General features: G+C 46.3%; 32 protein-coding genes. 25 read left to right on the forward strand and 7 right to left on the reverse strand.

What is annotated here, in order from left to right; all coding sequences use genetic code 11:
• Window positions 1–74 precede the first annotated feature (74 nt).
• The 3 genes from AC1HDP_RS09370 to AC1HDP_RS09380 all read left to right on the forward strand — a co-directional run bounded on the left by AC1HDP_RS09370 (window position 75) and on the right by AC1HDP_RS09380 (window position 2,202).
• Window positions 75–1,301 (forward strand): aminotransferase class V-fold PLP-dependent enzyme, encoded by a 1,227-nt coding sequence (locus tag AC1HDP_RS09370; protein ID WP_479638546.1) that lies wholly within the window; start codon window positions 75–77, stop codon window positions 1,299–1,301.
• Window positions 1,298–1,738, forward strand: a complete 441-nt coding sequence (locus tag AC1HDP_RS09375; RefSeq protein WP_479638547.1) for a SufE family protein — start codon at window positions 1,298–1,300, stop codon at window positions 1,736–1,738. Before AC1HDP_RS09370 ends, AC1HDP_RS09375 begins: the two co-directional genes overlap by 4 nt.
• Before the next feature lie 137 nt (window positions 1,739–1,875).
• Complete coding sequence (locus AC1HDP_RS09380) at window positions 1,876–2,202, forward strand: cation diffusion facilitator family transporter (protein ID WP_479638548.1); 327 nt, start codon at window positions 1,876–1,878, stop codon at window positions 2,200–2,202.
• 79 nt (window positions 2,203–2,281) lie between these two features.
• On the opposite strand, the gene AC1HDP_RS09385 is transcribed toward AC1HDP_RS09380, so the two are convergent.
• The 4 genes from AC1HDP_RS09385 to mdh form a co-directional block, all read right to left on the reverse strand.
• Window positions 2,282–2,656: a PH domain-containing protein gene (locus tag AC1HDP_RS09385; protein WP_140933515.1), complete on the reverse strand. Its 375-nt coding sequence runs from the start codon at window positions 2,654–2,656 to the stop codon at window positions 2,282–2,284.
• Window positions 2,657–2,795: 139 nt separating this feature from the next.
• Complete coding sequence (locus AC1HDP_RS09390) at window positions 2,796–4,094, reverse strand: methyl-accepting chemotaxis protein (protein WP_479638549.1); 1,299 nt, start codon at window positions 4,092–4,094, stop codon at window positions 2,796–2,798.
• A gap of 157 nt (window positions 4,095–4,251) precedes the next feature.
• Window positions 4,252–4,608 carry a dihydroneopterin triphosphate 2'-epimerase gene (folX, locus tag AC1HDP_RS09395; RefSeq protein ID WP_479639868.1) on the reverse strand — a complete coding sequence of 119 codons (357 nt, stop codon included), beginning with the start codon at window positions 4,606–4,608 and terminating at the stop codon, window positions 4,252–4,254.
• Window positions 4,609–4,761: 153 nt separating this feature from the next.
• Window positions 4,762–5,697 (reverse strand): malate dehydrogenase, encoded by a 936-nt coding sequence (gene mdh / locus AC1HDP_RS09400; protein ID WP_479638550.1) that lies wholly within the window; start codon window positions 5,695–5,697, stop codon window positions 4,762–4,764.
• A gap of 259 nt (window positions 5,698–5,956) precedes the next feature.
• Here mdh and argR point away from each other — a divergent pair, with 259 nt between their 5' ends.
• Window positions 5,957–6,427, forward strand: coding sequence for a transcriptional regulator ArgR (gene argR, locus AC1HDP_RS09405; RefSeq protein ID WP_140933519.1), 471 nt, complete (start codon window positions 5,957–5,959; stop codon window positions 6,425–6,427).
• Window positions 6,428–6,576: 149 nt separating this feature from the next.
• On the opposite strand, the gene AC1HDP_RS09410 is transcribed toward argR, so the two are convergent.
• Together AC1HDP_RS09410 and AC1HDP_RS09415 are read right to left on the reverse strand one after the other, a co-directional pair.
• Window positions 6,577–7,545, reverse strand: a complete 969-nt coding sequence (locus AC1HDP_RS09410; RefSeq protein ID WP_479638551.1) for a phage integrase — start codon at window positions 7,543–7,545, stop codon at window positions 6,577–6,579.
• Window positions 7,546–7,593: 48 nt separating this feature from the next.
• Window positions 7,594–7,872: a helix-turn-helix domain-containing protein gene (locus tag AC1HDP_RS09415; protein WP_479638552.1), complete on the reverse strand. Its 279-nt coding sequence runs from the start codon at window positions 7,870–7,872 to the stop codon at window positions 7,594–7,596.
• Window positions 7,873–7,967: 95 nt separating this feature from the next.
• On the opposite strand from AC1HDP_RS09415, the gene AC1HDP_RS09420 reads away from it, so the two are divergent.
• The 6 genes from AC1HDP_RS09420 (at window position 7,968) to AC1HDP_RS09445 (ending at window position 11,732) form a co-directional block, all read left to right on the forward strand.
• Window positions 7,968–8,207, forward strand: coding sequence for a DNA-binding protein (locus tag AC1HDP_RS09420; RefSeq protein WP_479638553.1), 240 nt, complete (start codon window positions 7,968–7,970; stop codon window positions 8,205–8,207).
• Window positions 8,208–8,433: 226 nt separating this feature from the next.
• Complete coding sequence (locus AC1HDP_RS09425) at window positions 8,434–8,736, forward strand: hypothetical protein (protein ID WP_479638554.1); 303 nt, start codon at window positions 8,434–8,436, stop codon at window positions 8,734–8,736.
• Window positions 8,733–8,987 (forward strand): hypothetical protein, encoded by a 255-nt coding sequence (locus AC1HDP_RS09430; RefSeq protein WP_479637177.1) that lies wholly within the window; start codon window positions 8,733–8,735, stop codon window positions 8,985–8,987. Before AC1HDP_RS09425 ends, AC1HDP_RS09430 begins: the two co-directional genes overlap by 4 nt.
• Window positions 8,984–9,328, forward strand: coding sequence for a hypothetical protein (locus AC1HDP_RS09435; RefSeq protein ID WP_479637176.1), 345 nt, complete (start codon window positions 8,984–8,986; stop codon window positions 9,326–9,328). The genes AC1HDP_RS09430 and AC1HDP_RS09435 overlap by 4 nt, the downstream gene beginning before the upstream one ends.
• A complete protein-coding gene (locus AC1HDP_RS09440; protein WP_479637175.1) occupies window positions 9,325–9,804 on the forward strand; it encodes a DUF7446 family protein in 480 nt (159 codons plus the stop codon). The genes AC1HDP_RS09435 and AC1HDP_RS09440 overlap by 4 nt, the downstream gene beginning before the upstream one ends.
• Window positions 9,805–9,938: 134 nt before the next feature.
• The gene (locus tag AC1HDP_RS09445) at window positions 9,939–11,732 is read left to right on the forward strand and encodes a rolling circle replication-associated protein (protein WP_479637174.1); all 1,794 of its coding nucleotides are present in this window, start codon (window positions 9,939–9,941) and stop codon (window positions 11,730–11,732) included.
• A gap of 60 nt (window positions 11,733–11,792) precedes the next feature.
• Here the strand turns inward: AC1HDP_RS09445 and AC1HDP_RS09450 are convergent, their stop codons facing one another.
• Entirely contained in the window at window positions 11,793–12,266 is a 474-nt protein-coding gene (locus AC1HDP_RS09450; protein WP_479637173.1) for a hypothetical protein, read from the reverse strand.
• A 175-nt stretch (window positions 12,267–12,441) separates the two neighbouring features.
• On the opposite strand from AC1HDP_RS09450, the gene AC1HDP_RS09455 reads away from it, so the two are divergent.
• From AC1HDP_RS09455 to AC1HDP_RS09525, 15 genes are all read left to right on the forward strand, one after another.
• Window positions 12,442–12,708 carry a PapB/FocB family fimbrial expression transcriptional regulator gene (locus tag AC1HDP_RS09455; protein ID WP_479637172.1) on the forward strand — a complete coding sequence of 89 codons (267 nt, stop codon included), beginning with the start codon at window positions 12,442–12,444 and terminating at the stop codon, window positions 12,706–12,708.
• Between the two features lie 271 nt (window positions 12,709–12,979).
• Window positions 12,980–13,219, forward strand: coding sequence for an ogr/Delta-like zinc finger family protein (locus tag AC1HDP_RS09460; protein WP_479639787.1), 240 nt, complete (start codon window positions 12,980–12,982; stop codon window positions 13,217–13,219).
• Window positions 13,220–13,520: 301 nt separating this feature from the next.
• Window positions 13,521–14,786 carry a DNA circularization N-terminal domain-containing protein gene (locus tag AC1HDP_RS09465; RefSeq protein WP_479638555.1) on the forward strand — a complete coding sequence of 422 codons (1,266 nt, stop codon included), beginning with the start codon at window positions 13,521–13,523 and terminating at the stop codon, window positions 14,784–14,786.
• Entirely contained in the window at window positions 14,783–15,727 is a 945-nt protein-coding gene (locus AC1HDP_RS09470) for a hypothetical protein (protein WP_479638556.1), read from the forward strand. Before AC1HDP_RS09465 ends, AC1HDP_RS09470 begins: the two co-directional genes overlap by 4 nt.
• Window positions 15,720–16,232 carry a phage baseplate assembly protein domain-containing protein gene (locus AC1HDP_RS09475; protein ID WP_479638557.1) on the forward strand — a complete coding sequence of 171 codons (513 nt, stop codon included), beginning with the start codon at window positions 15,720–15,722 and terminating at the stop codon, window positions 16,230–16,232. The genes AC1HDP_RS09470 and AC1HDP_RS09475 overlap by 8 nt, the downstream gene beginning before the upstream one ends.
• Entirely contained in the window at window positions 16,232–16,429 is a 198-nt protein-coding gene (locus tag AC1HDP_RS09480) for a hypothetical protein (protein ID WP_479638558.1), read from the forward strand. The genes AC1HDP_RS09475 and AC1HDP_RS09480 overlap by 1 nt, the downstream gene beginning before the upstream one ends.
• The gene (locus AC1HDP_RS09485; protein WP_479638559.1) at window positions 16,426–16,812 is read left to right on the forward strand and encodes a phage GP46 family protein; all 387 of its coding nucleotides are present in this window, start codon (window positions 16,426–16,428) and stop codon (window positions 16,810–16,812) included. The genes AC1HDP_RS09480 and AC1HDP_RS09485 overlap by 4 nt, the downstream gene beginning before the upstream one ends.
• Window positions 16,809–17,861: a baseplate J/gp47 family protein gene (locus AC1HDP_RS09490; RefSeq protein WP_479638560.1), complete on the forward strand. Its 1,053-nt coding sequence runs from the start codon at window positions 16,809–16,811 to the stop codon at window positions 17,859–17,861. Before AC1HDP_RS09485 ends, AC1HDP_RS09490 begins: the two co-directional genes overlap by 4 nt.
• Window positions 17,843–18,391, forward strand: coding sequence for a hypothetical protein (locus AC1HDP_RS09495; protein ID WP_479638561.1), 549 nt, complete (start codon window positions 17,843–17,845; stop codon window positions 18,389–18,391). Before AC1HDP_RS09490 ends, AC1HDP_RS09495 begins: the two co-directional genes overlap by 19 nt.
• Window positions 18,388–20,175: a phage tail-collar fiber domain-containing protein gene (locus AC1HDP_RS09500; RefSeq protein WP_479638562.1), complete on the forward strand. Its 1,788-nt coding sequence runs from the start codon at window positions 18,388–18,390 to the stop codon at window positions 20,173–20,175. The genes AC1HDP_RS09495 and AC1HDP_RS09500 overlap by 4 nt, the downstream gene beginning before the upstream one ends.
• 125 nt (window positions 20,176–20,300) lie before the next feature.
• The gene (locus AC1HDP_RS09505; RefSeq protein WP_479638563.1) at window positions 20,301–21,563 is read left to right on the forward strand and encodes a phage tail-collar fiber domain-containing protein; all 1,263 of its coding nucleotides are present in this window, start codon (window positions 20,301–20,303) and stop codon (window positions 21,561–21,563) included.
• A gap of 98 nt (window positions 21,564–21,661) precedes the next feature.
• Entirely contained in the window at window positions 21,662–21,898 is a 237-nt protein-coding gene (locus tag AC1HDP_RS09510; protein WP_479638564.1) for a hypothetical protein, read from the forward strand.
• Window positions 21,895–22,287 (forward strand): M15 family metallopeptidase, encoded by a 393-nt coding sequence (locus AC1HDP_RS09515; protein WP_479638565.1) that lies wholly within the window; start codon window positions 21,895–21,897, stop codon window positions 22,285–22,287. Before AC1HDP_RS09510 ends, AC1HDP_RS09515 begins: the two co-directional genes overlap by 4 nt.
• Window positions 22,284–22,499, forward strand: coding sequence for a hypothetical protein (locus tag AC1HDP_RS09520; RefSeq protein WP_479638566.1), 216 nt, complete (start codon window positions 22,284–22,286; stop codon window positions 22,497–22,499). The genes AC1HDP_RS09515 and AC1HDP_RS09520 overlap by 4 nt, the downstream gene beginning before the upstream one ends.
• The gene (locus AC1HDP_RS09525) at window positions 22,489–22,908 is read left to right on the forward strand and encodes a hypothetical protein (protein WP_479638567.1); all 420 of its coding nucleotides are present in this window, start codon (window positions 22,489–22,491) and stop codon (window positions 22,906–22,908) included. The genes AC1HDP_RS09520 and AC1HDP_RS09525 overlap by 11 nt, the downstream gene beginning before the upstream one ends.
• Window positions 22,909–22,938 lie beyond the last annotated feature (30 nt).

The raw sequence follows: 22,938 nt of genomic DNA on the forward strand, positions 1-22,938 counted from the left end.
ATCCATGCTTGCAATAGGCCTCGAGATCCTTGAAGATCCCGAGGCCCTTTTCATGCTCTTGGTTTCTAACAATTATGCCGACACGACTTGAGTCAGACTTTAGCTGGCAAAGCGATCTTCGCAGTCAATTTCCCCTGCTAAATAACCAACCTATTTGTTATTTAGATACTGCAGCTACCAGTCAAAAGCCGCGCAATGTCATTCGCTTAATGGATAATTACTACAGTCAGCATAATGCCAATGTGCATCGCGCTGCTCATCAATTATCCGCGAGCGCCACTCAAGATTTTGAAAGCGTAAGAGATAAAGCCAAAGTATTTATTAATGCTAAGCGCCGTGAAGAGATTATTTTTACCTCAGGCACGACTATGGGCGCCAATATGCTGGCCTTTGGTTTAACTGATTTACTGACGGACGCTGATACCATATTAATTGATAGCGCTAACCATCACGCCAACATTGTGCCTTGGCAACAATTGGCCAAACGCACTGGCGCCAAGTTAATCGCCATAGGCTTAGATGCTAACCTGCGTGTTGATAACGCCGCCTATGCGCAGCTATTAACTGAGCATCAAGTCAAAATCGTAGTGCTAAGCCATGTCTCTAACGTATTGGGTACAGTAAGTCCCATTCAAAATCTCTGCCAGCAAGCCAAAGCGCATGGCGCCTTAACGGTTGTCGATGGCGCGCAGGCCATTGCCCATATGCCTGTCGATGTTACAGCTATTGATTGTGATTTTTACTTATTCTCAGGCCATAAAATGTATGGCCCGACTGGCATTGGCATTCTGTATGGCCGCTATCAAGCACTAGATACGCTCGCGCCCATGATGACTGGCGGCGAGATGATAGCCTCAGTGAGTTTTGAGCACAGTGAATTTGCCGCGCTTCCCCATAGGCTAGAAGCCGGCACCCCGCCGATTGCCGAAGTCATTGGCCTTGGCGGCGCCATAGATTTTATCAAGGCTCTGCCAAATAACTGGCAAGCCTGTGAACAGGCATTATTGCACAGGCTGCAAACAGGTCTTAGCGCCTTCCCCAACATCACCTTATATGGTGCTCATAGCGATAACCTAGCCGTCGTCGCATTTAATATCAATAATGAGCATCATCAAGATGTTGGTATGTTATTAGATCAAATGAATATTGCCATTCGCTGCGGCCATCACTGCGCTGAACCCTTAATTCGCAGCCTAGGCATAAGTGGATGCTGCCGCGTATCTATTGGCATTTACACCACAGAAGCTGACATTCAGCAATTTTTAGACGCCATGGCGCAAGTGTTGGAGATATTGAGATGATAATGCCAGCCCCTGAGCAATTTCAGTGGAATACTGCCGCGCTAGAGCAAGCCGTGAACCAATTAGCGTTGCAGCAACAGTGGCAAGATAAATACCGCTTATTGATGCAACTCGGTAAGCAATTACCTAGCCTTGATGGCCAATGGCGAGTTGACAGCGCCCAAGTTCAAGGCTGCGAGAGCCAGGTGTGGCTTTACCATCTTGCTATCGAACAACAGCATTACTTCTTAATCGACAGCGACGCTCGCATCATTAAAGGATTAATCGCACTAGTGCTAAACGGCGTACAAGGCAAAACAGCGGCGCAAATTGCGGGCTTTGATGCCAGCGCCTGTTTTGAACAATTGGGGGTAAGTCAGCAACTAAGTCCATCAAGAACCAACGGCTTAGTCGCAGTCATTAATAAAATTAAAAACTTGAGTGACACTAAAGGATAACCCAAGCTATAGCCTCACAATAATGAACCGCAGATGGATTAAGCTTAATTTATGACTGCACCTAACTTGATATATATCACACTTTGCAAGCTGATTAAGCGTAGCCTTAAGCCATAGGTTATTTAAGGATTGTTATTATGAGTAAGCATGACCACAAGCAAGGCGCGCATCAGCAAACTAGCCATGGCGTTCAACACACTGCTGAATTTGAGCATGAAAAGATGGAGCGCCGTTATGATGATGGCTTGCAACATCAACATGATAAAGATCATCATGACTATCGTGAGCACGAGCAAAGCCATCCACACACTCAACATGGCGGCGACGCTGTAGGACACAAGCATCCCGAGCAAACTCATCCGCATCGCCATGAGCATGATGAACATAAGCATCACAAGACCAAGATGCATGATCACAAAGAGCCAAGCAGAGAGCACCATAAAACTGCTCACAGCCAAGATTAATGCCAGTGCTATTTTAGCCATAAAAAACGCGACGTTAAGTCGCGTTTTTTTATGATTTAGTTAGTTAAAGCTCAAGCAGTTAAAGTACAAAATTGGCTATGGTGCGCTGAATTTCAACCACATCAGTGCCGCGCTTTAACTCTTTAATTAACGGCTCTTTTTGCCCAGAAATCCACAATTTTAGCTCAGAATCCAAATCAAATCGGCCTGCGGTTTCCACCTCAAAAAAGGTAATCGACTTATAAGGGATAGATTGATAACTCACCTTTTTGCCGGTAACGCCTTGTTTATCAATTAAGATTAAACGCTTGTTCGTAAAGATAAACAAGTCGCGCACCATCTTATAAGCCAGTGCTATTGTTTCACTATCGGCCAGAATTGGCCTAAGTTCAGTGTCTAATTCCACTAAATCTACGGCACTGGCATTGCCCATTAAGGCATTTAATAAACTCATACTCACTCCCTTTGGCCAAACATTAACACCTAAGTGCTATTAAGCTACAAAACCTAAGCTTGTGCCAATAAAAACCCACCAATAAGGTGGGTAATGGCGAGCCTAGTTAATCATTAACTAGGTAGACTCAATCAGGAGCCTAGCCAATATTTAAATTAGAGACAGTTTTAGAGACATTATCAGCGCCGCGTTTAATTTCATCCATGACCGCCACAACTTCGCTAATTTGCTGCTTACCGCTTTCAGCCGTATGCGCCACTTTATTCATTAATTCATTCGCGCTTGCCGTTAATGCACGGTTTTCACTCACAACTGCAGCAATTTGATCGGTCGATTGACTGGTACGCGCGGCTAATTGCCGCACCTCATCAGCCACCACAGCAAAGCCGCGACCTTGATCGCCCGCCCGCGCCGCTTCAATCGCCGCATTTAATGCCAATAAATTGGTTTGCTCAGCAATGGCGCTAATGGTGGAGACTATCGCTTCAATGCTTTTTGATTGCTCATTGAGTTGATTGATAGACACTGTGGTTTTATTCACTTGAGCAACAATCACATTGGAGGTTTCAACCGTAGCTTTTAATAAGCTTGCGCCTTGCAACGCAATTCTGGCAGTTTCTTCCGAGGTGGTATAAGCAATGCCTGCGGCATCACGCACTGCGTTATCCTGATTGATCTTATTGGTGATATCTGAGGCAAATTTAATGACTTTACAGACTTTACCAAACTCATCAACAACCGGATTGTAAGTGGCTTCTAACCAGATACTTTGGCCAGATGCTAATTTGCGTTCAAATTGACCTGTCTTAAATTGACCATTTTTTAGTTCATTCCAAAAATTGGGATTATCCTGATAAAACTTATCAAAACAGAACATCTTATGATGTTGCCCAATAATTTGCTCGCGACTGTAACCCATAGCCGAAATGAAATTAGCGTTAGCTGTCAGTATCTTACCTTCAGGAGTAAACTCAATCACAGCTTGCGAGCGATTTAAGGCATCAAATACTGCCGCTTGAGAATCAGCATGTTGCTTCTTCAGTGTCACATCAGCTGCAATTTTCATGACTTTATGGACAGTGCCATTGATGCGGATAGGAAAATAAGTCGCTTCGAGCCAAACGTCTTCACCTTGCTTATTCACGCGCTTTAAGGTTCCCGATTGTGGACGACCCGAGGCTAAATCCGTCCAAAATTGGCGATACTGAGGGCTGTTGCGATATTGAAGAGTACAAAATATTTGGTGATGCTTACCTCGAACTTCATCCAAGGTATAACCTGCGACGCCTAAAAAATGAGAATTGGCATCTAAAATTGTGCCATCTGGGGTAAATTCGATACAAGCGACACTGTCTTTAATGGCCTGAATGAACGACTCCGTCTCTTGCAACCTGATTTCTGCGTCCGCGAGCTGCGCTTTTAATGCTTTATTAAACATTATGTTTCATCCCTGATTTGATATTCAAGATTATCAACGAGTGCGAATCTGAAGAACATCAATGGCTACTAGTAAATAGAGCATAGCAGTTGCGGCAATTCTTACTATGAATGGTGAGGATTCAACCTAAATCAATGACACCATCTTGTTATCAGGTCTAACGGCTAAACTCTAAGGTCAAAGACACTGAATCTGCAAACCTAAGAGCATGGGGTTTATCTATCGTTACGCGCGCAAATGTCACTTGCGCAGGCTCACAGCAAAGCTGCAAGACATCGGCAGTCAGTCTTTCTAGCAACTTAAACTTACCCATTTCAACGTGTTGAATAATCTTTTTAGTGATGATTTTATAATTTAAGGCATGGCTAACATCGTCGCTAATAAAGGATTCACCAACGGGATAATGAATTTCAATATTAATAATCACGTCTTGCTGCTTATCCATTTCATCGGGATTAAAGCCAATATAAGTGCGAAGGCGCAGGTTAGTGATCTTAATAATTGCTTGATGAATTGGTAGTGATGTCTGTTGATTCATACACTTAATACTCCATAAATAATGTTCTTTTACCCTAAATGCAATGACGCTAACTTATTACTTAAACAATGTTTAGGCTTTTGCACACAAAAAAAAAGCGCCCGTAGGCGCTTTAGTAAAGCGAATCTATTACTTTACGAACTCAACACCTAATACGATATCAGCTTTTAAAGTATCTAACATGGCATCACGAGCCTGAGCTTCATAGCTACTGACTTGGCCATAAGGCAGTACTTTTTCAATGCCGTGTTTGCCAAGTAAAATTGGCTGAGCAAAAAACTGTGCATGCTCACTGCCGCCATCAACATAAGCGCATTCAATCACATTCGCTTCGCCATTTAAGCCTTTGACTAAAGACTGGCAGAAACGGAATGCGGCTTGACCCATAGACAAAGTCGCGCTGCCGCCACCGGCCTTAGCTTCAACCACTTCAGTACCAGCGTTTTGAATGCGTTGCGTCATGCTAGCAATTTCAGCATCGCTAAATTGCACGCCTTCAATTTGTGACAATAACGGCAGAATAGTCACGCCGCTATGACCGCCAATCACATTAACTTTAACGTCAGCGACATTAAGACCTTTAGCTTCAGCGACGAAGGTTTCAGCGCGAATAATATCCAAAGTGGTAATACCAAACAGACGTTTCTTATCATACACGCCCGCTTTTTTCAGCACTTCAGCGGCAATGGCAACGGTAGTGTTAACTGGGTTAGTGATGATACCAATCAAGGCTGTTGGTGCAGTAATCGCCACTTTTTCAATGAGATTACGCACTATGCCAGCATTGATATTAAATAAATCCGATCTATCCATGCCAGGCTTACGCGCCACACCAGCAGAGATTAATACGATATCAGCGCCAACTAAGGCTGGCGTTGGATCTTCACCAGCAAAACCTTTGACCGTGACTGCTGTTGGGATATGACTTAAATCCACGGCAACACCTGGGGTCACAGGAGCAATATCATATAAAGAGAGGGAAGAACCTGCGGGCAACTGAGTTTTTAACAGTAAAGCTAGGGCTTGACCAATACCACCGGCGGCACCAAGAACAGCTACTTTCATAATAATCTCCGTATCTTTAAGATATTTGTGACATACATCCAATTCCTTGTTACGCCAACATTACTTCATCGTCAACAGAATAGCAATTATCCGTTAGTCTGAGGTTGTAAGTTGATAACAAATTGAATTTGTCGAATAAAACAAAAATATAAACAGGAATTTCACAGTGAATTTTTATTCACAATAATCGCAATTATGTTGACTAATAGCCGCCTTATATTCAAAATGTAATAGTTTTCATGAATATAATAGAGCCTATATGTCGACCTCAAAGCATCAAGATGATTTAGTTCGTACTTTCAAAGCCGTCTTAAAAGAAGAAAGATTTGGTTCACAAAGCGAAATTGTACATGCCTTGCAAGCTGAAGGTTTTACCAACATAAACCAGTCTAAAGTATCGCGTATGCTCAGCAAGTTTGGCGCTGTGCGTACCCGCAATGCTAAGCAAGAAATGGTGTATTGTTTGCCTGCTGAGCTTGGCGTGCCAACCGCAGGTAGCCCACTTAAAAACTTAGTGCTAGATGTTGATCATAACCAAGCCATGATAGTGGTGAAAACTAGCCCCGGCGCGGCGCAATTAATTGCGCGACTGCTGGACTCCATGGGCAAGTCTGAAGGTATCCTCGGCACTATCGCAGGGGATGATACAATCTTTATTAGCCCATCCAATATCAAGCACATTGATGCTACGTTAGAAACTGTGCGTTCTTTGTTTAACTATTGCGAATAATGACTGCGAATAACACCTGCATCATGACAGACAAAAACGCACCTAATGGTGCGATTCTAAAGGTAAGCTAAACAATAGCTTACCTTTGTTTTCAGTTAGTTATACCTTTTTCCTTGGTATACAAAGTAATTATTAGGCATTCATTTTTGTCAAATTGTGGACAGTGGCCTAAAAGTTATAGCATCCTGTAAATGGTCAGGAGCCAAATGTGCATAGCTCATTGTCTGTGCAATAGTTGAATGCCCAAGAATCCGCTGTAGCGTCAGAATATTCCCCCCATTCATTACAAAATGGCTCGCATAGGTATGTCTTAGTACATGCACGGCTTGCCCCTTTGGTAATTCAAATCCAAGACTTTTTATCGTTGAACGAAAATCACTATAAGATGCCATGAATAGCTTTCCATTTTTCCCTGTATGGATTTCCTTAAACAACTCAAGCGTTATAGGAATCGTACGGTTCTTGCCATTCTTGGTATCTACGAAAGTTATTTTACCATTTGCCAGTTGACTACCTTTGAGGTTTGCGGCCTCACTCCATCTAGCACCGGTATCTAAGCAAACCTTAGCAATTTTCAAAGCATCCCCAGATAAGTTATTAAGTAGAGTTTGTATTTCTATTAAAGATAGAAATGTCATTTCTCTAGCTCTAATCTTCATCTTAGCTAGTCCTTTCAGCGGATGTTCTTGGTAGAAATCACCTGCTTTTATCAACACAGTAAATACACTACTTAATAGCATCTGATTGCGATTTATTGTGCTTGGACTTATACCTTGAGCGGTGAGTTTGCTACGAAAATCAAGCCAGTGCCTAACTTCAATTTGATACGCTTTTGGGTAATTTAATAACTTATCAATTCGCTTTAAACTTCTTAAGTCTTCATCGCCACTTTTTAAATATTGTCCGTGGTGGCTATACCAAAGTTCAATCAGGGCGCTAAGTCGTCTTGCATCCCTAGGTTTTTCTATCCAGTCATTCGCATTCTTAGTGGCAATAACCCACCGTTCAAACTGTAACGCTTCAGCTTTCGTCTTGAAGGTTTTCCTGTAGCGCTTTCCATCTCGCCCTTGCGGGCGCACATCGACCATATAACCGTTAGGGACTGATTTAATTGACATAACAGCCCCCTTGCATATTCCAGCGATAAAACGCTGTTGCATTTATTGTTAAGCTTTTTTCTTTATAGATTCTTGCGCATCTTGAGTTGAGAAAGCCGGGCAAATTTGACCGGACTCGGGCGCCGTAGTGCCCGTCATCAGCCATAGCGTGTATTTCTGAAAGCGAGGATGGTTTGTTATGTTGGTTAAAATCGTCCCGCTTGGAGAGGACGAGCCCATCTCATACTTTTCAATAGTTCCTACAGAAATGCTTAAAGCATTTGCAAATCCCTTTTGCGAAAGCGACTCCGCCTTCCTTATTAATTTTAATCTTTGTGTTATCTCCACTTGACACCTCTACTTTTTACGGTGAATATACGCAAATACCGTAAGAACTTACGGTGTTTGTAGTAAATATTAGTAAACCTAAGGAGTTTAACAAAATGCAGACAGTTCAAGTAGTGATTGCGCTCGATATACCAGCAGTGACATTAGAGGAATATGCCCGCCGATCTGGTCAAGGTCTTGACCGTGTGCGTCAACAAGCAAAGTTAGGGAAGTTACCTATTTTGCAGGCAGGTAAAAATGAAAAGACCTACGTCAATCTTGTGGCCATGTATAAAACATGCGCAGAAGCAGCTCAGTGGGATATGCGAGCGCCATCAACTGAATATCAGGTATGAATTACCGGAAAATAAAGGGCACCACTATTGAGGTGCCCGATTGGGTGTACATCCCTGCATTAGATGAATTTAGCCCAGAAAAAAGAGAACGCAGCAGGATTTTAATAAGGGCGTTACGCCAACGACATGGATTAGGGGGCAAACGAAGTAAGCCAGAAACAAGAAAGCCATAACCGCACCAACGGTTATGGCTCATATCATCAATGAACTTAATGAGAAACATCAAATGATGAAACAGAGCATAGCAGCAAGCATTATTAATACGCAAGCCCAGTCACCACAGTTCGATTTAACCAATCATGTTCATTTGAAAATTCGCAAGTTATTGGCAGACGTGTATGCGCGTCACGCCAGAGCGCTTGAGCGCAAGCTGCCCTTAGATGCTGCTCAATACCGCGGCATGGGAAAAGGAATTGAGCGTGTTGCCATCCATGTTTTATGCGACCCCGCGCTTGGCTATTTGTGTGCGTCACTCAATTGCGCATTGAACGACCAGCTAACCATGCATCAATTCAAGGAGTTCGTATGAAACTTGCAGACGTAGAAAAGAGCGAAATCAATATCGCCTCTGTTTATGAGCTCAAATGCTTCATGTGTGACAAAACCTTATATATCGACTTTTTTGGTAGTGGCAGCGTTAGTGATGCCGCTAAAACCGCAGCATCCCAAGGATGGCATAGCTACGAAACGCCTTCTGAATGCTGTTCAATCGCCTGCCCTAGCTGCATCAAAGAAGTGCAAGAAGGCCTAGCAGAAACAACTGAGGAACCAACAAAATGAAAACTGCACACACTAAAAATCCAAACCATACCGACACGTTAATGCTTCAAGAAAAAATGAAGACCACTTGCACTTGTTTCGCCGACACACTAGCCAGAGCCAAAGAGCACTTTAAGGAAAATGTGGGCGAGGTCACTGAGTTTGATGCTAGCTGGCAGGGCTACTCCTACTTTCTTACTGGCGACTTTTGCCCAGTAAATCCAGAAATCGAACTGACTTATCGTGAACTCAAGGGTAACAGACAACCAAAAGCAAACCTTACAAAAAAACTAATCAAGGTCACCTGTGGCTTCTGCCCAATGTGCGGCCGCAAGCTGGCAAAAGACGGAAATCAATCATGAAACAACCAAGATTATATTTATCAGAGTTAACTGGATCAATTTACGTTGCTGAAACAAATGCCAGCGGCAAGGTTATTGGGGAAAAACATGATGTGGCATCTGATTTTTTAAAGGTGCTTGAACTTATGTATCCGGTATCAACAGTCGCAGCTATCTCGGCAGACGGAAAAGATAGGCTTCTTTTGGTCACAGCACTACCTGCAAGCGAAGTCATTATTGAAGGTGAAGTACTGACTGGTTCTGAATGGCAACACCAAAAATTAAGCCAAGAAGGTATAGAACATCTACGTAAATGCATTAGTAATGAGATTAGTGACTATTTAATGTCAATTGAACACGTTGGAGCACCAGAAACAATTAATGAGTTGTATCGAGGGCTTGTAAAGAGAACACATTTGATGTTCCAGCGTAGAGAATTAATTTCGTTAGATAAATGTGAAGCGACCACGCCCCATGTAGGGGTTCGGAATGCTTGATGCAACAAACCTCTTGAGATGCATCACTACTCAGCCTGTTGAATGTGATTAGAGGCTGAGTTCTGCTGTAAAAATCACGATCACATTCCCTTTATGGCTCGAAGTTTAACTACTGGCAGAATGAGAAAAGCAACTTGAACAAATCAAATATAAATTTAGTGCAAGTTCCTGAAACCTTGCCGCCCCTCCCCCAAAAGCCCGCTAACTCTGTCGGGCTTCTTTTTTGCTCGCCTATTTCCGCAAGACCAGATGAAGCGCAATTATTGTCGGCGTCAAAAATGACTGCCGAAGTTAGGCGACTATCTGCTAATTGGCGCTCAGGAAATTACACCGAATTTAGCCCCGCAGGGCGCCGCGAAGTGGCGAAAGGCAATAGGCTCGTCAAGGAGTGCAAAAGTCCGACAAAAAACTCTAAGGCCGCTGAAATCGCTCTTAAGCACCGCGCACTGAGTAGTTTTAGCGACTATCTGGCGGGTCGTGGCGTGGTTGCCCCAGAAATTGAGCCGCCTCATGTAGTGCGCCATGCTGCGCCTGATGAGATTCCGTTTGCGCCTGGTTTTCATGGCAATGGCGCAGTTTGTTTTGATACGGGTGAAATTCGTAGTCCGTTGCGCATTGGCGCGGGGCGTTCAGCTGTCCTTCGGGTTCTGCATCGTCAATGGTCTAATCAATGGCGCGTTAGGGTTGAGTGCTCGGCTAGTCCATCAACTCCGCCACCAACTCAAGCGGGCGAGCGCATTACCAAAGCGTTAACGCCTAAGGCGGTAAGTAAAATCATTGATTCGGGAGCATACATGGCGGTAGCTCGCGGTGGGTTTAAGTCATTTTTCACCTTCACATTCAACAAGGAAGCGCGGGAGCGTATCACCTTAGGTGAAATCACTATCGGCGGTGAAGTTAGTCGTTTTATGGATGCGGCCAACGCTATGCGTAAGCGTGGCTGGTCTTGCCGCAATAAAGTGTTGAAGGCTCAAAATGGCTTTGAGTGTATAGGCGCTAACGCCAAGGTTAATGGCTGCAAAGAACCGCTAGATTATATTTGGGTTTCCGAAAACCCCAAGAGTGCGAGTGGGGACGATAACCCCCACGTTCATGTGCTTTTTGCGTGGGAGGTTGAACCATATCTATTTTGTGATTGGGCGGCTCGAATTGAGAAAATGTGGGGGCATGGCACAGCGCACATTGAGCGCATTCGCAACCCAGAATCGGCAGGGAGTTACATCATTAAAGCCATTGGATACTTGACCAAAGGCGGCGATTACAAAAGCGCTGACCAAGGCGAAATCATTGGCAATCGTTACGGCATGTCTGCTGCTGTTCGTGCGCCAGCATGGGAGCTTATCGAGTCATTTCACGCTGAACATATGGCGTCAATTATTGGTGAAGTGAATAGCAAGCTTGAGGCAAGGGAGCGACCAACTAGGCGACTACTCAAAAAAGCCAATGAACAATTGGCAACGGCCAAGCGTGATTTTTCCGTTCTAAAAAATATTGACGCAGATAAGGCGCAGCGAGTTCGAAAGCGCATCAGGGATCTTGAGCAGAAAATAAAAACCAACGCGGAATTTATTAGTGAACGCAAGCGCAAAGTGTGGGCGCGTGATTTCCAGCTAACTGTTACGGGGAAAAATGAATTTTCTAAGTTTCTTAACTGGGCAGTTGGCGCTAGAAGCTGGTCAGCAAGATTACGCAATGGAGAGTTTTTGAATACCGAACCGGTCGTAAGAGCATTTAGCAGCGTTCGCCAGCGATTTGAAGATAATCAATATTGGTGGCGAGCCATTCTATCTAGCGAAATAAATCCAATCCTAGAGCAATGGAAGCTTTTGCTTTTCCAAATGGGTGAGGTACCTCCTGAACAATCAGAAAGAATGGATTTTAATGAGTATGAAAGCTGGTGCAGCCATGAAAATGTCGAGCAGACATAATTAATTCAGCCATAAAAAATTGCCAATAAGCTAAGGGCAATTGCTGATGGCTGAAAAAGTTTACTTAGGGATGTTATTGGTGACAGGTGAGTTTAATTCTTGAATAAGCTTAACTGCTTGTTTTATGAAATCAGTAAGATCAACACTGTCAGGTTCAGGAAGTTGTGGGAAGAAATTTTTTAAAGCTGGCACAGTTTCTAGTACATCAAATGAACTTCCGACATCATCGCTGTAAATGTTATAAGACAAATATTTAGCAACGGGCGGAAGCTGACTAATGAAATCTTGAACGTCAGCATCACTAACAAAATTACTATCCCCATATCCGGGATCAGGGGCGTATGCAGTTGCTATTGATGCGCAGAAATAGTCAATTCCATCTTCTTTGGCTTCTTCGCATAGAGATATTTGCAAGGTTTGAAAACAGATACGGTTATTAGCAAACATGAAGGAAATTCCAACCACCTGCTCATCAGAATCTAATAATTTCTGATAGTTTTTTTTGGCATATTCTATTGCTTCGTAGATGTTCATAATTTAAAACTCAATTAGTTAAATGTTGAATTAAAAGGAAATAGCGAGCAAAACAATACTATAGATGGAGGTAGTGGTAAATGGTGGTTGATGATGGCCAACTGCTTAATGACCCATACCGCTACCACGATATTGGAACTATTCCGCTAGATGAGTTGGTTGCAGAAATGAAAGCGTGGCCAAAAAACAGCAAGCTGTTGGAGCGAAATCAATGAAGGTACTCGTGCAAGGCTGTGAATCACCAGAGCAGTTTGAAATATTGCTGCAACTGACGGGGATCACCAGTGAAAATAAAAAAAATGCGCTGCGCGCTCATTTAGTCGAAGGGGTGCCAGCGGTCAGAGCTTACGCTCGCTTTCATGTTACCCAGCAGCATTTTAGTAAGGCGTTGATGCTGATGAACCGCAAAGCAGACTTAGCCATGAGGTACGCAAGCAAATAAATTTAACACTACTTAAATGGTGTTAAATTTTGCTTTTAATTGATGTCAAACCGACCATTTTAATCATTGTTTTTAGGGAGTTTATTCATCTGTTTTTTTGATGAAAAAGGCGATGAAAAACGCCTACAAACAATGATTCAACCCAGTGATTTTGTTATACTTTTTATGAATTAAGCTCGCTTGTTTTGGTTGGTTTTTTATTGTTTTTCTTGAGAGTTTAGCAATTGATTTATTGCATTAAACAAGGGGTTTTTCATTGGCAAGAAAGTCTATGGTCGAGTGTCCGCGATGTTTATCACAAGGGCGCATAGCGTCATCAAAGCGATTGGCCACCGGATTGCGCGAACTGTATTGCCAGTGTCTAAACCTGAATTGCGCAGAAGTGTTTGTTCTACATCTTTCTTTTTCGCACTACACGAAACGCACCGGCGCAAAACCTGACCCAGAGTTACAGCCAGAACTGTGCCAGGGCGAGGAGCAATTGGATATGTTTACTCAAAGTTCAGCATAATTTTTAGTGAGTAAATCGGTCAAAACAGGTGCCAAAAAATTAAGTCCGTGTAAATAACACCAAAAACGAACGATCGCGATCTAAGGCGATCATTATTTACTTACTTTTTCGCCAAATGTTTGTGAATTAAATCAAATGCTTACCGTGCAGTTCATAGCGTGGCTATGCAGTCGTGTATTTTTCGTTTTTTTAACGTGGACACTTTCGGTGTGGAGGGGAGGGAGAGCCGACGCAACGCATGCGCGCCTCCGTCACGCATAACTATGTGCGCTAGTGCATACCATTGGAGATTTATTGCTAAATGTGGGAACGAATATATGAACAGGGACGCTGGAACGGCTTAGCGCTGAACATCTTAAGCACCACGCTTGACGGTGGGCAGCGCCTGCATATCAGTGAAATCCCGTATGCCGATTTACCTCTGATTAAGGTCATGGGTAGCGCGGCCAGTAATGTGTCACTTGAGGTGGTCATGGTGGGGGCTAACTCATTGGTTGATGCCAATGCGCTGCTTGCGTCTTTAGCCACTACCCCCAAGGGCGAGCTTGAGCACCCGTGGCTAGGTGAGTTGCCGCTGGTGTTTAAGACGCACTCATTAACCATCGACACCAAGCGCGGCGTGGTCACGCTATCTCTATCTTTCGTGGTGGACGGCAAAGCCCCAGCGCTCAGCCCTGTGGTGGCTGGCCAAGTGGTGCATGTTGTAGCCCAAGCGGATGCAGTCATTGAGGTGTCAACGGCGTCATTTATTGAGGAGATTTATGCCGCGAGTGTGGCGCAGATTAATGAAGTACGGGCGGACTTTACAGCGCTTGTCACTCAGCTGCAGCGCGTATCAAATATGTTGGCCATTCCTAGTCAAATACTGTCTGAGTTGAGCACTGAACTTAATAGCGCCTTGGTTGCCATTTCAAGCATTGCCAATGCACCTGCACAGTTTGCGGGGCAGCTAAGCCATACCATTAAGCGCGTGGCCAAAGTGGTGCGCAGTGAAGGCAGTCATGCCAGCACTATGTTAGCTGGTCGCGGTGGGCGCGTAGGTGTTAGTGCTGATACCAGCATGACGCTAGTGAGTTCGGCCATTGATAACGCCCGCATTGCGCAAGCGGCCATGCTAAGCCTCGTTAACCCTGACAGTCCAAGCCATCATTTTAACGTGCAGCTTGTCGTTGCTGCCGCCTTGATGAATAAGGATATCGCCGCCCTTGAGCAGCGAGACAGTTATTCCGTGGTGGCGTCAGGTGTGCAACCCGTAGTGGTGCTCAATGACTTGCAACGCTTAACCGCCCAGATAGATGCGCGCATTGTGGAAGCGACCGAAGTGTCTACCGTGGAAAGCCTGGCACTATTCAATGCCTTGGTGGTGCTCAGGGATAGCGTGGGGGCGCAAGTGGATAAGGTTAAGCTTGGCAGCACACCGGTGCAATATGACACGCTCATGCGCGGCTTGCCTGCGCTAGCCTTGGCTCACAACCATCACGCCTCCGATGCGCTTGTGGTGGCGCTTAACCCGTCACTGCACCCGTTGTTTTTATGTGGTGATGTAGCGATAGCGGTGGCCTCATGAGCACGTTAACCCTGCTGGTAGCGGGTAAGCCCACGGTATTTATGAGCGCAGAGCTGACCTTTGACATAGAGCAGTTGGCGCACACCTTTAGTTGCACCATTGAACCCATGGCTATCACCTCCCCTTTGCCTGTGGAGTTCTTGCTCAATCATGCGCGGGTATTCATTGGCACCATAGACACGGTAGGCACCAACACGGCCAGCAGTGAATACGCTATGCGCCTATCTGGGCGTTCGCTCAGTGCCAACATGATTGATTCAAAAATAACGATGGATGCACTGTATGACCAGCCATTGCCCACGCTATTAGCGAGTGTGGCGAGCGACTTTGGCTTATCGGTGCAGTCATACGTTGACCCAAGCGCTCTTGAAGTGGTTGAGGAATTTCAAATTAATGCGGAATCGCCGGTTGATAACCTGGCGCAAATAGCCAAGGAGCAAGGCGTGGTGTTGGTTGAGCGCAATGGCGTGTTGGTGTTAGAGAGCCCAGCCCACGCAGTGTTGGCAGGCATTCGCCTTGAGGTTGGCGTCAATATCGAATCACTGGCGATTGAGCGCAACTTTGCCAAGCAGTTTTATCACATTGAGGTGCAAGGCCAGTGGGATGATGCGCATGCGGTGGTGACTTACGCGCCGGCGAATACCCAGCGCAAGCTGGTGATTGTGTCTGACCAATTACAAAGCGCCGATTCATGCCTGGCTCGCGCGAACTATGAACGCGACTTAGCCATTGCTCAAGGTGTCACCGTATCAACCGCTATCCCTGGTTTATTCCCTGAACTGACTGGCGACGCCATTAACCGCACCGTAAGCGTGGTCGATGCCCGCCAAAGGTTTAATGAAATCATGCTGATTAAATCGGTGTCGCTATCGGTCAGTGATACCGATGCGCAAACCTCGCTATCACTGTTTAGACCCTTTGAGGAAAACACCGATGTTTAACCGATTAATGAGCCGCATTAAGAACGTATTCGCCATGGGTGACGTCACCGGTGTTGAAACCAAAGTATTGCAGATTAAGACGTCCACCGGTCGCGCCTCAGACCGCATAAAACGGCTACACAACTACGGCTTTATGAGTCGCCCCAATATCGGCGCCCGCGCGTACTTGTTGTTTTTGGGTGGCGTTCGCAGTCGTGGCGTGTCGTTTTGTGTTGAAGATGAAGAGCATGAAATGGAGCTGCAGCCTGGCGAAGTCGCCATGCTTGATGACAAGGGCAATCTGGTGCATTTCACCAAGAATGGGATTGTTATCACCACTAATGAAAATGTCACGGTGAACGCCAAGAAGAATGTGGACGTCACTGCAGGCGGTGATGTCATTGCCCATGGCAAAAACATCAAGCTCAACGATGGAACGGGCGTTGTCACTTGCGAAAGCATTTGCCCGTTCACCGGCAGCCCTCATGTTGATGGCTCAAGCACAGTATTTGCGGGGAAAACCTAATGGCACTTAATCCACAATCGCTCAAGGGCAAGATAGTGGCAGAAATGATAAAAAAAGGCTTTGTGGTTGAGGGCGAGTTTGCCCGTTCAGCGGAGCTTGCGGAGGCTATCGCCAACGCCGTGGTTGAAGAAATCACCACCAATGCGCTGGTGAATGTCACCAGTGGCAGCTCAGCAGGGAGTTATAAAGTGACATGAGTTATTTCACCTTACGCGCCATTAGTGCGCCTCTGGCCAGCCTTGAGGGGTTAACGCATGCAGTGCTGCAAAGTGTGCTCAATCATGGCAGCGCCACCGCCAATGACCAAGCCCGCATGGGCAACAAACAGCGTGGCGGCTGCTGGCATGATACCTATGTGCCAGCGGTAGGCTCGCGCGACTGGACGCTTGAGCGCGAAAAGCTCACTGACCAAACCTTGAGCCGCGCCAAGCGATTTTATGAAGACGCCCTGCAGTGGTTGGTGGATAAAGGTCACGTTGCCTCTTTTGAGGTTGAAGTGAAACGCCTATCACCAACTGCCATTGGTCGCACCGTCAAGATAACCACCAACACCGGCATAATATTAGAGGTGCCTTTATGAGTACGCAGCGCAGCCTAGCCTCACTGATTGAGCGGGCTACATCGACCTTGATAGCCAAAACAGGGCAACGCAACCCTGCCATTGATGCGATTGCTTGCGCCATTGCTGGGGTGAGTTACGGCCAATACGGTTATCAAGACCAACTGTTTCGCGAGTTATTGCCAGAAACCGCCTCTGAGCCATGGTTATACCTTCATGCTAAGCGTCATGATGTTGAGCGGTTGCTGCCAAGTTTTGCGCAAGGCTTGGTACGCCTTGAGCAGTTGAGCGGCGCAGTGCCTATCCCTAAAGGCACTGTGATGGTGAGTAAGGCGGGTCATGAGTATGTCACCACTAAGGCGCAGCTCAGTGATACCGATATTGAAGTGATGTCCCTTGTTGCTGGCAACGCATTCAACCTTGAGACGGGCGCCGCTCTTAGCCTATCAAAAGCCATTAGTGGCATTAATCCCAATAACATTGTCAGCCTGGGTATTGATGGTGGCGCTGACATTGAAGATGTGGAGCATTGGCGCGAGCGTATTTGTACTGCTTTTAACATGGGCGTATTGGTTGGACGGCGCAGTGATTATGAAGCGTGGGCGCGCTCTGCGCATGCTGATGTGGATTATGCCTGGGCGCTAGATAACACCCCAGAGCGTGGCATGGTTCAGGTGTACATTGGTGCCAGGCAAAACGACCCGTCACTGCCATCTGCCGTCATTGATACGGTCAAGGCATACATTGAAGATGTGCGCCTTGCAGGCTGTCACCCCAATGTGATGCTACCAACCAAAAAGCCAATCGATATTGAAATCCAAAATGTTCAAGATGAAAGCATCAGGCTCAATATCACTAAAGCCATTGAAGAGCTGTTTATGCGCAAAATGGGGCAACGTGACCATAGTGTTGTGCCGCCGGTGCCGGTGTCCTTGTCCCCTACTGAAATCGTCATCGCGATTGCACCTATCACCAGCAACTACTTGGTTAAGCGACCAACAGAAGAGTTGTTCCTCACTGACAGCGAAATCCACACGTTAGGAGAAATCACATGGACACCGCTGACTTAATCATTGACCGCAGTGACAAGGACTTTGCCCTCGCTCTGCGCCAATTATTGCCCCAAGGGCAGTATTGGCAAGACCCCACCAATAGTGAGCTAAATAACTTAATTGCTGGCATGGGGGCTGACTTTAAGATGACGCATGATGAAGTGCAGCTAGCACTACTGACTGAGTTCGGTGCAGAGCTGTTTGGATGGCGCCTTAAGGACTATCAACGCTTGATGGCTGAGCATGGCGTGAATGGCCTTGTCAGTGACAGCTCCGATACACCGAACTTAATTACTGTGATGGTTGATGCCAGTAAGGACTACAACCCGATGGTGAGCGCCTTTAATCAAGAGCGTTTGCCCCACACTGAATTTCAGTGGCAGTTTGATATTACCGCCTCTAAGCCGCCAATGAATGCTTATGTGGGCGCTTATCACACAGTGGTGCATGAAATTACTATTGGCGACAAACCGCTTGATGTGTACGGCTCATTATTTATTGCGCCGTACTTAACAACCGTTGAACATATAGAAGTGAGATTGAAATGACAAAAATAGCGAGTGATAGCGAACAATTCGCTATTGTTACCAACATAGGAAAAACCAAGCTTAACCAGCTTGCCGCAGGACAGCGCCTTGTGATCACCTCGTTGGTGCTAGGAGATGGTAATGGCACTTCCGTCATACCCAATGCAGACGGCAAAAGCCTCACTCATGAGATTGGCCGCGAAGCCATCACTGAGCAATCAAGCGACTATCTGGCCGCAGGCGTGTTTATGTCATCTGCCATGTCCGCTAAATATCAAGGTCAATGGTTGCGTGAAGTGGGACTCATTGATAGTGAGGGCGATTTAATTGTATGGGGCGCACTAGCCTCCACCTTAGTATCGGCATTATCAGAGCGAACCATTATGGTGCATTTACCGCTGTCTGATGTGGATCATATTACTGTAGTCGTGGATACCGCTAAAAAGTTCGCATCTATTGATGACGTCTCTCAGGCAATAAGTCAGCATGCTAAAGAGGACAATCCGCATGAGCAATACACCACTCATGATGAACTGAATGCAGCCATTAAGTCAGTTGAAAGCAAAGTTCCTCACGCAGCCACTCATGATGAAGTTGCGCAAGGCGTCAATGACAAAAATTTTGTCACTCCGGAAACACTGAATAAAAAGGGACTGATTCAACAGCTACATGACTATGCCACCCAGGCAGCGGACAAGGTCAAAGAAGATATTTATGGCGGAGTTCCCGTCGAAACACTTGATACCATTAAAGAAGTGGCTGATGCGCTATCTCAAACAGGTGATGCAACAAAGTCCATCCTCGCCAAGCTTGGTTCGCTCACCGCTACCGCGGATGACAATAAAAATGCGATCAATAACCATCAAGAGAGTCGTGCTGCACACACACCAGCGCAAGTGGGTGCTGCGCCAGCAGTTCACACTCACACACTTGAGCAAGTGGGTGCTGCGCCAGCAGTTCACACTCACACACTTGAGCAAGTGGGTGCCGCACCAGCAGTTCACGGTCACACACCTGAGCAAGTTGGTGCCGCGCCAGTGGTTCACGGTCACACACCAGCGCAAGTGGGTGCTGCGCCAGCAGTTCACACTCACGCTCCTGAGCAAGTAGGTGCTGCGCCAGCAGTTCACACTCACACACCCGAGCAAGTGGGTGCTGCGCCAGCAGTTCACGGTCACACACCTGAGCAAGTAGGTGCTGCGCCAGCGGTTCACAGTCATACACCCGAGCAAGTGGGTGCCGCGCCAGTGGTTCACGGTCACACACATGAACAAGTTGGTGCCGCACCAGCAGCTCACACTCACGCTCCTGCGCAAGTGGGTGCTGCACCAGCAGTTCACGGTCACACACCTGAGCAAGTAGGTGCCGCACCAGCAGCTCACACTCACGCTCCTGCGCAAGTGGGTGCCGCGCCAGCAGCGCATTCTCATGATTGGGCATCTATTGGTCAAAAACCGGCATTCTTAACGGCTGCAGATAAAATGATGACCAGAAGGTGGCGTAAAACATTATATGAGCAATATACAGGCAGCTCGCACACTAGCTATGACAGTGGTGAAGTCAACAACGATAGTGGTTGCGAAATGATGGTGTCTATTATGGCCTTGGCAAGTAACAACACCCCAAGAGCGTCAATCACCGTAAGCACGGGTAGCGGCAGCGAATACTGCACAATTGCTAGCGATACAATTCAAGGCACAACAGCTATGGCTACCTGTGTGGCAACAATACCCGCTAATACGACTTACAGAATTCGAGTAATAAGTCGCATCACTGAAATATCAACGCTGAAATATTGGGGATAGCATTGATTCTTCTACAAACCCTATATGCCCCCCAATATCTAAGCGCTCGTACAAGCCTTATCATCAAGAACACTGAGCAATTTAAATCAATGATGAACGCTCTGCGAACATCAATAGGAGCGTAAATGAATTTGTATTACACCATCATGACCTTGCGCGGTCAGCAAAAGCTTGAAGAATATTACCATGCCGATAAAACGCTAAAGCTTACCCACATGGGCTTTGGTGGTATTAATGGCGACCCCGCAAATTATATTGCTCCAGATGTAAATGCGACTGAGATTGCCCATGAGTGGGCGCGCATTGAACTTGAGCGTGCATCCACCGAAGGGTTTATTGGCGGTGGTGTTACCATTAACAATGATAATCCTGACCACAAAGGCCACTGGATATGCAACGTGGGTATTTATGATGAAGATGGGGAGCTGATATTAATCAGTGCTTACCGCCCGACACTCATAGACCCAAGTCGTTCGGTTATCGCGGCCTATATCATCAATATCCAAACGGTATTATCAAACGCTGCCAATGTTGTAGTGGTGACCGATACGTCATTAACGCACCCCACTCATGATGAACTCAATGTGGCCATTGCGTCCGTTGAAGGCAAAATCCCTCATGCTGCCACCCATGATGAAGTGGCACAAAGCGCTAATGACAAGAAGTTTGTCACGCCAGCAACGCTGAATAAAAAGGGGCTTATTCAGCAACTGCAAGACTATGCCACCCAGACCGCAAACAAGGTCAAAGAAGATATTTATGGCGGCGTACCCGCCGCAACGCTTGATACCATCAAGGAAGTGGCCGATGCGCTATTGCAAACCGGTGACGCCGTTAAATCCATCTTCACTAAACTTGGCGCGCTCAACACGGCGGTGGATAGCAATAAAAACGCGATTAATAACCATCAAACGAGTCACGCCGCGCACACGCCTGCGCAAGTGGGGGCTGCGCCAGCAGTTCACAGTCATACCCCCGAGCAAGTGGGAGCCGCGCCCGTATCCCACTCCCACAACTGGAACAGTGTCACTGACAAACCCAGCTTCTTAAGTGCTGCCGATAAAATGATGACTAGAAGGTGGCGCAAAACTTTGTATGAGGAATATACAGGCAGCTCGCACACTAGCTATGACAGTGGTGAAGTCAACAACGATAGTGGTTGCGAAATGATGGTGTCTATTATTGCCTTGGCAAGTAACAACATCCCAAGAGCGTCAATCACCGTAAGCACGGGTAGCGGCAGCGAATACTGCACAATTGCTAGCGATATAATTCAAGGCACAACAGCTATGGCTACCTGTGTGGCAACAATACCCGCTAATACGACTTACAGAATTCGAGTAATAAGTCGCATCACTGAAATATCAACGCTGAAATATTGGGGATAGTATTGATTCTTCTACAAATGCTATGTAGAAAGCCCCATCATTTTTAAGTACTCGCGCAAGCCTTATTATCAATCTCAAATGACCTATTTGAGATTGATATGCCAGAAAAAGATATTGCTCGCATTGATGCCACCATGAAACACCTGGTGGCATTGACGCAAGAGCAAAACATCATCATGCGCCAAATGCTTGAGTCACTCACCGAAACCCGCACCAAGCAGGATGACCTCACCAAGCGCGTAGTAAATTTAGAGTCTGATAAAACATGGATGGTGCGGTTAATCATTGGCTCACTCATAGCGGGCGCTTTTGGCGTTGCTAAGGCGGTTTTATGAATCGCTTTAGCCGCACTAGCGCTTCACGATTGGCGACCTGTCACCCAGACTTGCAAGCTGTCATGACGCAAGTCTTACAAGTGTGTGATTGCACGATTTTATGCGGCTATCGCAACGAATCAGAGCAAAACGCATTATTCAGTGAAGGAAAAACCCAATTGCGCTATCCCAAAGGCGGGCACAACGCTTCACCCAGCCTTGCCGTTGATGTTGCGCCTTACCCGATTGATTGGCATGACCGTGAGCGCTTTAGTTATTTCGCCGGTGTCGTTATCGGCATTGGTGCCTCTATGGGGATTGCTATTCGCTGGGGCGGTGATTGGGATGGCGACTTTGACCTCAACGACAACAACTTTGATGACCTCGTGCATTTTGAGTTGCGCTTATGAGTCCAGAGCAATTTAATCAATGGCGCGTATGGCCACGCTTAATGAGCGTGTTTGTTGGTTGGATATGGGTTGAGGTGAATACTTATTTTTTCTCACTCCCAATTAATGAACATAGCGAATTTGCGCTAGTGCAGTACGCCGCCATTACTGGTGTGTTTATTGGTTTTTGTAAGTTCTACATGGACACGGGACGCGCGCATCATGCCGATTAAGTGGGTAGTCGTGGCCGCAGCGCTAATATCTATATTGCTGGCTGCGCTGTTTGGGGCATATCGCACTGGTTACGCTAGCGGCGCCAGCGCGGTATTGCAGCAGGCGCAGCAAGGCACCATTAGCCAAACAGATAAGGCCATTAGCCTGGCTAATCAGCAGACCCAAAAACAGAGCGTGATTGTTCATCAATTGATGAACAATCAAACGGACTTTTTAGCCAGTGTGGATAAGGTCATTGCCGCCGAACACCTTGAACTAGCGCAGCCGCAGGCCACCCCTGCGCCCTTAACTCAACCAGTAGATAGAGTGACTTATGATAAACAGCAAACTCTTGTTTGTGTGCCTGGCATTGACGCTGACGAGCTGCGCAAGCTACAACATATCACCCAAGCCGCTAACGCCTATTGATAGGCACATTGATAGCGCACTATCAGCGCC

It is taken from the genome of Shewanella sp. ISS20 (assembly GCF_056522965.1).

Excerpts from the sequence above, each read along its gene's own strand:
- mdh (WP_479638550.1), bottom strand. The coding sequence starts at position 5,697 with ATGAAAGTAGCTGTTCTTGGTGCCGCCGGTGGTATTGGTCAAGCCCTA.
- AC1HDP_RS09480 (WP_479638558.1), top strand. The coding sequence starts at position 16,232 with ATGGCACTTAATCCACAATCGCTCAAGGGCAAGATAGTGGCAGAAATG.
- AC1HDP_RS09375 (WP_479638547.1), top strand. The coding sequence starts at position 1,298 with ATGATAATGCCAGCCCCTGAGCAATTTCAGTGGAATACTGCCGCGCTA.
- AC1HDP_RS09500 (WP_479638562.1), top strand. The coding sequence starts at position 18,388 with ATGACAAAAATAGCGAGTGATAGCGAACAATTCGCTATTGTTACCAAC.
- AC1HDP_RS09490 (WP_479638560.1), top strand. The coding sequence starts at position 16,809 with ATGAGTACGCAGCGCAGCCTAGCCTCACTGATTGAGCGGGCTACATCG.
- argR (WP_140933519.1), top strand. The coding sequence starts at position 5,957 with ATGTCGACCTCAAAGCATCAAGATGATTTAGTTCGTACTTTCAAAGCC.
- AC1HDP_RS09520 (WP_479638566.1), top strand. The coding sequence starts at position 22,284 with ATGAGTCCAGAGCAATTTAATCAATGGCGCGTATGGCCACGCTTAATG.
- AC1HDP_RS09470 (WP_479638556.1), top strand. The coding sequence starts at position 14,783 with ATGAGCACGTTAACCCTGCTGGTAGCGGGTAAGCCCACGGTATTTATG.
- AC1HDP_RS09460 (WP_479639787.1), top strand. The coding sequence starts at position 12,980 with ATGGTCGAGTGTCCGCGATGTTTATCACAAGGGCGCATAGCGTCATCA.
- AC1HDP_RS09475 (WP_479638557.1), top strand. The coding sequence starts at position 15,720 with ATGTTTAACCGATTAATGAGCCGCATTAAGAACGTATTCGCCATGGGT.
- AC1HDP_RS09425 (WP_479638554.1), top strand. The coding sequence starts at position 8,434 with ATGATGAAACAGAGCATAGCAGCAAGCATTATTAATACGCAAGCCCAG.
- AC1HDP_RS09485 (WP_479638559.1), top strand. The coding sequence starts at position 16,426 with ATGAGTTATTTCACCTTACGCGCCATTAGTGCGCCTCTGGCCAGCCTT.
- AC1HDP_RS09495 (WP_479638561.1), top strand. The coding sequence starts at position 17,843 with ATGGACACCGCTGACTTAATCATTGACCGCAGTGACAAGGACTTTGCC.
- AC1HDP_RS09525 (WP_479638567.1), top strand. The coding sequence starts at position 22,489 with ATGCCGATTAAGTGGGTAGTCGTGGCCGCAGCGCTAATATCTATATTG.
- AC1HDP_RS09505 (WP_479638563.1), top strand. The coding sequence starts at position 20,301 with ATGAATTTGTATTACACCATCATGACCTTGCGCGGTCAGCAAAAGCTT.
- AC1HDP_RS09430 (WP_479637177.1), top strand. The coding sequence starts at position 8,733 with ATGAAACTTGCAGACGTAGAAAAGAGCGAAATCAATATCGCCTCTGTT.
- AC1HDP_RS09435 (WP_479637176.1), top strand. The coding sequence starts at position 8,984 with ATGAAAACTGCACACACTAAAAATCCAAACCATACCGACACGTTAATG.
- AC1HDP_RS09510 (WP_479638564.1), top strand. The coding sequence starts at position 21,662 with ATGCCAGAAAAAGATATTGCTCGCATTGATGCCACCATGAAACACCTG.
- AC1HDP_RS09385 (WP_140933515.1), bottom strand. The coding sequence starts at position 2,656 with ATGAGTTTATTAAATGCCTTAATGGGCAATGCCAGTGCCGTAGATTTA.
- AC1HDP_RS09420 (WP_479638553.1), top strand. The coding sequence starts at position 7,968 with ATGCAGACAGTTCAAGTAGTGATTGCGCTCGATATACCAGCAGTGACA.
- AC1HDP_RS09370 (WP_479638546.1), top strand. The coding sequence starts at position 75 with ATGCCGACACGACTTGAGTCAGACTTTAGCTGGCAAAGCGATCTTCGC.
- AC1HDP_RS09390 (WP_479638549.1), bottom strand. The coding sequence starts at position 4,094 with ATGTTTAATAAAGCATTAAAAGCGCAGCTCGCGGACGCAGAAATCAGG.
- AC1HDP_RS09410 (WP_479638551.1), bottom strand. The coding sequence starts at position 7,545 with ATGTCAATTAAATCAGTCCCTAACGGTTATATGGTCGATGTGCGCCCG.
- AC1HDP_RS09380 (WP_479638548.1), top strand. The coding sequence starts at position 1,876 with ATGAGTAAGCATGACCACAAGCAAGGCGCGCATCAGCAAACTAGCCAT.
- AC1HDP_RS09515 (WP_479638565.1), top strand. The coding sequence starts at position 21,895 with ATGAATCGCTTTAGCCGCACTAGCGCTTCACGATTGGCGACCTGTCAC.
- AC1HDP_RS09450 (WP_479637173.1), bottom strand. The coding sequence starts at position 12,266 with ATGAACATCTACGAAGCAATAGAATATGCCAAAAAAAACTATCAGAAA.
- AC1HDP_RS09465 (WP_479638555.1), top strand. The coding sequence starts at position 13,521 with ATGTGGGAACGAATATATGAACAGGGACGCTGGAACGGCTTAGCGCTG.
- AC1HDP_RS09440 (WP_479637175.1), top strand. The coding sequence starts at position 9,325 with ATGAAACAACCAAGATTATATTTATCAGAGTTAACTGGATCAATTTAC.